General features: G+C 34.6%; 5 protein-coding genes. All 5 read right to left on the bottom strand.

Going from position 1 to position 9,863, the window contains the following annotated elements; genetic code table 11:
- Positions 1–296 precede the first annotated feature (296 nt).
- Entirely contained in the window at positions 297–1,436 is a 1,140-nt protein-coding gene (gene dnaJ, locus M983_RS11355) for a molecular chaperone DnaJ (protein ID WP_066750573.1), read from the bottom strand.
- 103 nt (positions 1,437–1,539) lie between these two features.
- A complete protein-coding gene (dnaK, locus tag M983_RS11350) occupies positions 1,540–3,462 on the bottom strand; it encodes a molecular chaperone DnaK (RefSeq protein ID WP_066750570.1) in 1,923 nt (640 codons plus the stop codon).
- A 474-nt stretch (positions 3,463–3,936) separates the two neighbouring features.
- Positions 3,937–4,518 carry a molybdopterin adenylyltransferase gene (gene mog / locus M983_RS11345; RefSeq protein WP_066750567.1) on the bottom strand — a complete coding sequence of 194 codons (582 nt, stop codon included), beginning with the start codon at positions 4,516–4,518 and terminating at the stop codon, positions 3,937–3,939.
- 205 nt (positions 4,519–4,723) lie between these two features.
- A complete protein-coding gene (locus M983_RS11340; protein WP_066750564.1) occupies positions 4,724–5,707 on the bottom strand; it encodes an SEL1-like repeat protein in 984 nt (327 codons plus the stop codon).
- A 329-nt stretch (positions 5,708–6,036) separates the two neighbouring features.
- Positions 6,037–9,863, bottom strand: a 3,827-nt coding sequence (locus tag M983_RS17570; protein ID WP_281180120.1) for a calcium-binding protein, incomplete at its 5' end; no start/stop codon positions are given.

The raw sequence follows: 9,863 nt of genomic DNA, 5'->3' as shown, positions 1-9,863 counted from the left end.
AAGCTTAATGTTTTGGAATAATTTAAAATTTTAATAAAAAGAATATATTACGTATTTCACTATTTGACCATTATTGTTATTGTTTTAAGAATGAAAAATCACCTCGTTAAACTTAAACATATTTCTTTTGTAATGATTTTGTTTGTATATCGATTTATTAAAAGCGCATTTTAATCGTAGCAGCTATTAGTATGTTTAGTTATCTTAATCAGTATTGCCGAGATAAATCTGGGATAAAAATAAAAGCCTGATGATACTGCTATCATCAGGCTTTTTAAGCATAAAAAAATGAAAACTTATTTAGTTAAATCATCAAAGAATTTTTTTACACCATCTAAGAAGCTTTTAGAGCGTGGTGTATTTTTTTCACCACTTTGGCCACCAAATGATTCACCGAGTTGTTGCATTAACTCTTTTTGCTTTTCATTCAGTTTAACCGGGGTCTCAACGACAACTCGGCACATTAAGTCACCGATACCGCTAGTACGAACTGATTTGACCCCTTTGCCTTTCATGCGGAACATTTTTCCAGTTTGAGTTTCTGCTGGAATTTTTAGTTTTACACGACCATCAAGTGTTGGTACTTCAATTTCGCCACCTAATGCCGCTACTGCAAAGTTAATCGGCACTTCACAATAGAGATCATTACCATCACGTTCAAAAATATGATGTTGACGTACATGAACCTGTACGTATAAATCACCTGCTGGTGCGCCATTTTCGCCAGCTTCGCCTTCACCACTTAAACGAATGCGATCCCCTGTGTCCACACCTGCTGGAATTTTAACAGAGAGCGTTTTATAGCGTTCAACGCGGCCATCACCATGACATTTAGAGCAAGGCTCTTTTATCACTTTACCGCGCCCATGACACGTTGGGCAAGGCTGTTGCACAGTGAAGAAACCTTGACGTAAATGAACCTGACCTGCACCATGACATGTCGAACATGTTTCTGCGGATGTGCCTTCTTTAGCCCCGCTACCATGACATTTATCACAAGTTTCTAACGTTGGTATCCGTATTTCTTTAGAAACACCACGGACAGCTTCTTCAAGCGTTAAGTCCATGTTGTATTGTAAATCTGAGCCTCGAGCTGCGCGTTGTTGACGACGACCGCCACCAAAAATATCGCCAAAGACATCACCGAAAATGTCACCAAAGTCAGCGCCGCCAAAGCCACCGCCGCCACCTTGACCGCCAAAACCACCTTGTTCAAATGCAGCATGACCATATTGATCATAAGCAGCACGTTTTTGTGAGTCACTAAGAACTTCGTAAGCTTCTTTGACTTCTTTAAATTTGATTTCGGAGTCTTTGTCACCCTGATTACGGTCTGGGTGATATTTCATTGCTAAACGCTTATACGCACGTTTAATTTCTTTTTCGTCGGCTGTCTTGCTAATGCCGAGTACTTCATAAAAATCTCTTTTCGCCATTCTGATTACCCTTGACATAAACACACGGGCGTTGAGTTTCCTCGACGCCCGTGTTCGGTATCAGTAACTAATCACTTATGAGTTACCGTGGCCCGTAAGGGCATTATTTTTTATCTTTGCCATCGACTTCTTCGAATTCTGCATCGACAACATCATCATCTTTCTTCGCACTAGCATCTGCGCCAGCAGCATTACCTGCACCTGCTTGAGCTTGTTGTTGTGCGATTTCTAGCAGTTTTTCAGAAGCGTCAACTAATTCTTTAATTTTCGCTTCGATAGCGTCTTTATCTTCACCTTTAGTGGCGATTTCTAATTCGCTAATTGCTTTTTCGATAGCTTCTTTATCGTTAGCCGCTAATTTATCACCCGCTTCTTCTATTTGTTTACGAGTACCGTGAACTAACTGATCAGCTTGGTTGCGAGTTTGCACTAACGCTTCAAATTTACGGTCAGATTCAGCGTTCGCTTCTGCGTCGCGAACCATTTTTTCGATTTCGTCCTCATTTAAACCTGAAGACGCTTTAATAGTGATTTTTTGCTCACGACCACTATTTTTATCTTTAGCTGAAACATGCAAGATACCATCAGCATCGATATCAAATGTCACTTCAATTTGTGGCATACCGCGTGGTGCAGCTTGAATACCATCTAAGTTGAATTGACCTAATGATTTATTATCACTAGCACGTTTACGTTCACCTTGTAATACGTGGATAGTTACTGCAGCTTGGTTATCTTCCGCTGTTGAGAACACTTGGCTATGTTTAGTTGGGATTGTTGTATTTTTCGCAATCAGTGAGGTCATTACCCCCCCCATTGTTTCAATACCTAAAGACAGAGGCGTTACATCAAGTAACAGAACGTCTTTAACATCACCCGCTAAAACACCACCTTGAACAGCAGCACCCATAGCAACAGCTTCATCTGGGTTTACGTCTTTACGTGGATCTTTTCCGAAGAAGTCTGTAACCGTTTTCTGTACAAGTGGCATACGAGTTTGACCACCAACCAGAATAACATCGTTAATTTCGCCAACTTTCAGGCCAGCATCTTCTAATGCAACTTTTACAGGATCCATTGAACGTTTAACTAAATCTTCAACTAAAGATTCTAATTTTGCACGTGTTACTTTGATGTTTAAGTGTTTAGGTCCTGTTGCATCTGCCGTTACATATGGCAGGTTAACATCTGTTTGTTGTGCTGAAGACAATTCAATTTTCGCTTTTTCAGCAGCTTCTTTCAGACGTTGCATTGCTAATGGGTCATTACGTAAATCGATGCCTTGCTCTTTTTTGAACTCATCAACTAAATAGTTGATTAAGCGGCTATCGAAGTCTTCACCACCTAAGTGAGTATCACCATTAGTCGACAGAACTTCATAAGTTTTTTCGCCATCAACTTCATCAATTTCGATGATAGAGATATCGAATGTACCACCACCTAAGTCATAAACAGCGATAGTGCGGTTACCCACTTCACGGTCAAGACCATATGCTAATGCAGCAGCAGTTGGTTCGTTAATAATACGTTTAACTTCTAAACCTGCGATACGACCAGCATCTTTAGTTGCTTGACGTTGCGCATCGTTAAAGTAAGCAGGAACTGTGATAACTGCTTCTGTAACTGGTTCACCTAAATAGTCTTCTGCTGTTTTTTTCATTTTTTTCAGAACTTCAGCAGAAACTTGTGGTGGTGCCATTTTTTCGTTACGCGCTTCAACCCATGCATCACCATTATCAGCTTTGATAATTTTATAAGGCATGATTGAGACATCACGTTGAACTTCAGCATCTTCAAAACGACGACCGATTAAACGTTTGATTGCAAATAATGTATTTTGTGGATTAGTCACAGCCTGACGTTTTGCAGGTTGACCAACTAAAATTTCACCATCTTGTGTATAAGCAACAATTGAAGGAGTTGTACGATCACCTTCAGCATTTTCAATTACGCGGGCATTTTTGCCATCCATAACAGAAACACAAGAGTTAGTTGTACCAAGGTCGATACCAATAATTTTACCCATTTAAACGCCTCCAAAGAGAATTCTTTATCAATTTGACTACCAATCTATATGAGGATGAATATTTCTTTTTCAAGTCATAAAAAATGTGACTTAACAACATCATCTCAAAGCGGATTTAAATCAACGCAACTCAATAGTGGTAATTGCAGTTGAAAAAGTAGATGGGGTCATAAATACATTCATCAAGGGGAAAAATGAAAAAAAAAGAAAAAAATGGGAAAAAAAATAGGGATAAAACGATTCAAAATAAAATATTCATTAGATATCAATAAATTATAAAAATCATTATAAGAATAAATATGAATTCAAAAAATGATTATTCATTAACTCAAGAAAATAAACATAACTCTTTGATAATATGAATATAATTAATTAAAAAAAGTAAAAGAGCGAACGTTATTGGTAAAAAATACGCAAAAAGCGTTTGAGGCTAATTAGCGTTATCACCACAAAATAACCTCAAAGCCAAACGGTTTAAAGAAGGCGACGCGCTGATTTAGGTCTAAAGGCCACAACAATATCTTCATTAGTTTCAACATAAGGTCCATCAAGCAATTGAATACAGTAAGGTACGCTTGCAAAAATACCGCTGACAATCACATTGCCTTCTTTATCTTTTAATCCTTCTAAGGTTTCTGCAATCGCTTTAGGTTGGCCTGGTAGATTTAAAATCAACGCTTGATTACGAATAACGCCAACTTGTCTTGATAAAATTGCAGTAGGCACAAATTTTAGGCTAATTTGACGCATTTGCTCGCCAAAACCTGGCATTTCCCTATCTGCGATAGCAAGTGTTGCATCAGGCGTAACATCACGACGTGCAGGACCTGTGCCACCGGTGGTTAAGACGAGATGACAACCGGCTTCATCAACAAGCTCACATAATGTTTGCTCTATCATAAGTTGCTCATCAGGGATCAAACGAGATTCAATATGAAAAGGCGTAGTCAGCGCACTTGTTAGCCAAGCTTCGAGTGCTGGTAATCCCTTATCTTCGTAAACACCGTTAGATGCACGATCAGAAACAGAAACCAGCCCTATACGTAATTCATTCATATCAACCCCAAATTAATCAATAACCGCCAACTGGCGCGCTGATATTAACACGAGAATGAGTAAGATTTAAAAATAATCTCATCGATTCTTGTAGAGTCAACGTCTATTTTGCTATGAAAATAATAAGAGAAATATTTTTCTTTTTTATCGCTATAAATAAATAACGGAGATTAATATCTCCGTTATTTTGCAAAATCAAGCTAGATTATTCATCTTTATATTTAGAGATATAGGATTTAGCTAACCGCTTTGCTTCAATTAACTGAGCTGTATTTAATGCACGTGTAGTACGTTTAAACATAGCTTCATCACCTTCACCATTTTCAATAGCAACCGCAAACCAAGCATAAGCTTCTTTTAAATCTCGTTTTACGCCTTTGCCATAATAATAATTAATAGCTAAGTTATTTTGAGCTAAACCATTACCTTGAAGAGCGGCTTTCTTATACCATTGCATTGCTTTATGCGCATCTTTATCAACACCATCACCTTCGTCATACATCACACCAAGGTTATTTTGCGCATCACGGTTACCTTGATTAGCGGCTTTTGCATACCAATATGCAGCTTTGCCTGCATTACGTTCAACGCCTTCACCATCATCATAAGAAACGGCAAGATTATATTGAGAATCAGAATGGCCTTGCTCTGCTGATTTCATATACCAATAAACCGCTTTTTCATGATCTTGGGCGACACCAATACCCTCATCATACGAGATAGCTAAATTATATTGTGCATCGCTATCGCCTTGCTCACCAGCTTTAGTATACCAATATACTGCTTTTTCATGATCTTGTGCCACGCCATCACCGTCATCATAAGAAACGGCAAGATTATATTGTGCAAGCATGACACCCTGTACAGCCGCTTTATTGTACCAATAAACCGCTTTTTCAGCGTCACGGTCAATACCGTTACTCATATCATAAAGCAGTGCTAAGTTTAACTGAGCATCAGCGTGGCCTTGTTCTGCGGCTTTGGTATACCACTCTAAGGCTTTTTGTGTATTTTGTTCAACACCTTCGCCATTTTCATATTTTAAGCCAAGTTGATATTGAGATGCGGCATCACCGCTTGTCGCACTTTTTTCAATTGCAGGTAGAGAGAAGGCTGTTTTATCTTCGGCTATTGCGACACCACCCAAAAAGAAAGCTGCCAGAATAGTTGCCAGAATCATTTTTTTCATAATTCACCAATAATAAAGGTTATTCTAATAATTAATTTATATGATTATTACTGGTTAAATAATTAATTCAAATAAATTTAATCTTAAATGTTATTTAAAAAGTATTTTTATTATGAACAAAATAAAATACCTATCTTTAAAAGATAGGTATTTAGATTATTATAAGAATTTAACTACGAATTATAATAAATAAGCAATGTTTTCTTCTTGCTTTACCCATTGAAAGGGTACATACAAAACCTAGCTAGATAAACATTAAACCTAGTGCATTTGATAAAACGAAAGTAGTGAGCTCAAGCCACATACAGCCTAAACTCACTTTACAACGTTTAACCTAAATAACCTGTGATAACTGGCAACAAACTCCAATCGGGTGCAGCGGGTAAATCTGTTCCTTTCATTGAAGAGAGTTGAGTTTCATTAAATTTCGCCATAGCATCAATAATCGATGCATACGCTTCACTAGTTAGCCTCTCATCTCTTAGCTCAATCTGATAAGAAACATTATTTTCATTTGCGCTATATTTATCTTTTATCCTGACTGTAAAATCCGCGTCCTCTTCTTGAGAACGAAGGATTTCATCATCACCATCACGAGAATGCGACATAACTTCACCGCCATTTAAGCCCAAAATAAACAAAGTATTATCACCTTGAGTATCATTGACAATAACTTCACCGCGATGCTTAGTAATTAGATAGATATCATCGCCTTCCCCACCTTCTAAATAATCATTGCCATGTTCAGAAACTAGAACATCATTACCATGCCCACCATAAAGTTTATCATTACCTTCATTCGCAAATAAAAGATGATGGCCATCCTCGACTATAAGAGTATCATCCCCCTCACCACCGGCAAGAATAGAACATCCTTTGTTTTTGTTTATTAATATATCATTACCTTGTAAAAGGTCGATAATAGGAAGTAAATCAATATTAAGCTTAACTTTACTATTCAGTATTTTAAATAGAGCTGATTGGGAATCAAGTAATGATAAAGGAATATTTAGCATATCCATTGTTTTCTTATTTAAAGTCATCTCCTCTGGAATAGTGAAACTATCATCATGAGATGTAATGTCTAATCTTTCTTTAACATTAGGAATTAATAAATTATTGTTGCTATTTCTTTCAGGTAAAGAGAACATTTTCCCATATTTATCGATAATTTTAATTTTTATATTTGAATTTAATTGTTGATCTTTAATCTTGATATTTAATTTCATATATTCATCAGGATTATAGCGATGAATTATTACACCATTATCAAATTTAAGGTCATAGCCATTAACATCAGGTAAAACAAAACTAGAAATATTATTAGTATTATTATTGAGGCCATTATTTGTAATTTTTACATCAATATATGATTCTTTATTTTTTGCCATAAATGTTTTTAAATGATAGAGATCAGCTCCATTTGTTAGACTAATTAAAGAACCATCACCAATAGATAAATAAGCATTATCTTTATCATTACCGTCAATACTTAGCTTTAAAGATGCCCCTTCAGAAAGACCAGTATATTTTAATGCTGGTAAAATAGTATGTTTAACTACTGAATTAGCAGTTCTAATATTAAATTCTCTCTGTTCTTCATTTAGAGATATAGTATTTACCTTATCATCAAGGTTTGAATAATCTTCCATATAACTAAAGTAGTAAAGAGGATCAGCAGAATCAGATATTTGTACATTTAGATTTAATATAAATCCATCATTAGTAATTACATCATATTTATTTACCAAATCATAACTTGTACTATTTACAAACACATTCTTTAAGCAAAGTGATGTTGAAGGAAGTAAAAGTTTTTCTTCATTTATATTTTTATTTTTGTTTTCTATAAAACCGTTATCTAAAATTAAAATAATATCGGTACCATTACGATGAATCGATTTAATATTTATAAAATTATGTTCAAGTTTAATAAGACTTCGTTCAATAGCATAACTAGATGCTGTACTAGTGTTAATTTCATTTATTGTGATATCTATTTTTTCTTTATTTATTACAGATTCCATTATTCGTGCAATTATATAAATATCTTTTCCTTCGCCACCAAACGCTTCTCCTTGTGAAAGTCTAATGACATCATTGCCTTTTAATCCGTATATAGAATCATTACCAGAAACTCCATCGATATAATTATCACTATCATTTCCTACCAACAAATCACAACCATCACTACTTCCAATAATATTTTCAAAACTATCCAAATAAGCAATCACCATATTATCTTGTAACTCTACATTAGGCATTGAGTCAGTGATTTTAGTTGAATAAAGTTGATCATTATCTTTATAGAGAAAAAGTGTTGAATGGAAATTTTGGCTATTTGTTTGGGTTGGTGAATTTCTAAATTTAACATAATTTTTCGATAAATCGATTTCATATCCCATATGATTATTCGTTGTATTTATAACTCGAAGCGTATCATTCCCTCCTCTACCATAAAAACGACTAGCATAACGCGGAGATTCAGAGGTAAATAGATTAAACATATCCTCTTTATTTCCCCCACTTAATCGCTTTGTTCCATTATAGATATCAAAGGTATTATAGGTTTCGCAAGGCGCTGCAATAATATCATCGCCATTATAAGTACTAAAATGGAGTGCTTCGTTTCCACTCCATTGACGATTATAATATTTTTTATATTCGCTAGCTTTTACTAATCCATTTTCTAGTACGTCTTGTGTATCTAATATATCGAGAACATTAGCTTTTGTTGATTTTACGCCCTTAAGAAAATCTTTATCAATTTCTTGATGAAATATAGGAAAATCTTTTTCAGGAATAATATCTATCGTATAACGCTTTAATTCATTAACATAAAAATCGATATCGAAAATGAGTATTTCATTTGTCGCAATCGCTTCTTTAGGATGGAAATATTTATATCCTGTTTTTTCTGCTCGTAAATGATAAGAAGAAGCAGCTATGTTCTCTGCTTCTTCTTGAAGCATATTAGTTGATATTCGTTGAGTAATAAAGTTACCTACTGGATCTATAATAGGATCTAATGTTTTACCCAATAGGTTTGGTACTACTTTATAGTAATAATATTCTTGGTATATTTGTTTCTCATTAGAATAAAAATAATAGCTAAAATTATTTATGTTTTTTATTTCATCAAAATAATTTGACGCATTTTTATCAATTAACTCTTCTAGCTGTTTTTCTGTTTCTAAAAGAACAATTTCATTTTTTTTATCCGGTATAAAATCTCCTGCAAAAGCTACATGAAATCCATTACTCAATTCTTCCCATGGTGTAAAATGCACTTTTATTTTTGCGTCTTCAATTAATCTTGCCGCATTATAAATCGAGGTTGCTAAAGCAATCACAACACCCGCAACAATACCGATAGGACCCGCAATTGCAGACCCTGCAAGCATCGCTATTGAAATTCCTAGGGTTATCAATCCTGACACGATTGCCATAGAACCATTCACAATATAATCAATGCGGCGTTTTTCATTACTTTCTTCAGGAATACGGCTAAAATTATCATAAGCATTATAAATATCAAAACCAACCGAAAGAATATTTAAAGCAATACCAACACGAGTACTTAACTTTCCTGCATAGTCTAAAGGATTAGCTTTATGTCTTAGCATTCCTTTGGCAATTGATATTTCAATAAATTCAGAAACACCATTATAAGCCATTTCTGACCACATTAGAGCTAAATTAGTTTTTATTTCCTTACGTTGAGCTAATGTCAGATCTTCATTTAATAATGATTGAATCATTTGTAGCGTTGAATTAGTAGACTGCCATAGACCAAAACCGATATTTGCATAACCTATTTTAGAAAAAATTTTCATATAACGAGGAATTTTTAATGAAGTTTTTCTAAAATTTTCCCAATAATTAGAGTTGAGTTCACCTTTATTTAATTCAATTATTTTAGTCAAATTTTCTTGAGCTACAATATAATCGATACGTGAAGAATCGACAGAAAGAATTTTTTTAATATGTTTTGTTTTATTCTCTAAAATATTTTTAAATAAAGAAATTATTTTAATATCCTCTTCACTTCCTGATGCAAATAAAAAGAAATTATTTAATTTTTCTGGATCGAATAATAATTTATCTTTCCAATTAGGGATATTATCAAAATTTATATTTTTAATGGATTTACCTT

The organism is Proteus myxofaciens ATCC 19692 (assembly GCF_001654855.1).
Lineage (GTDB): Bacteria > Pseudomonadota > Gammaproteobacteria > Enterobacterales > Enterobacteriaceae > Proteus > Proteus myxofaciens.
Note: the sequence above shows the minus strand (reverse complement) of the source record. Positions and strands in the feature narration are given on the sequence as shown.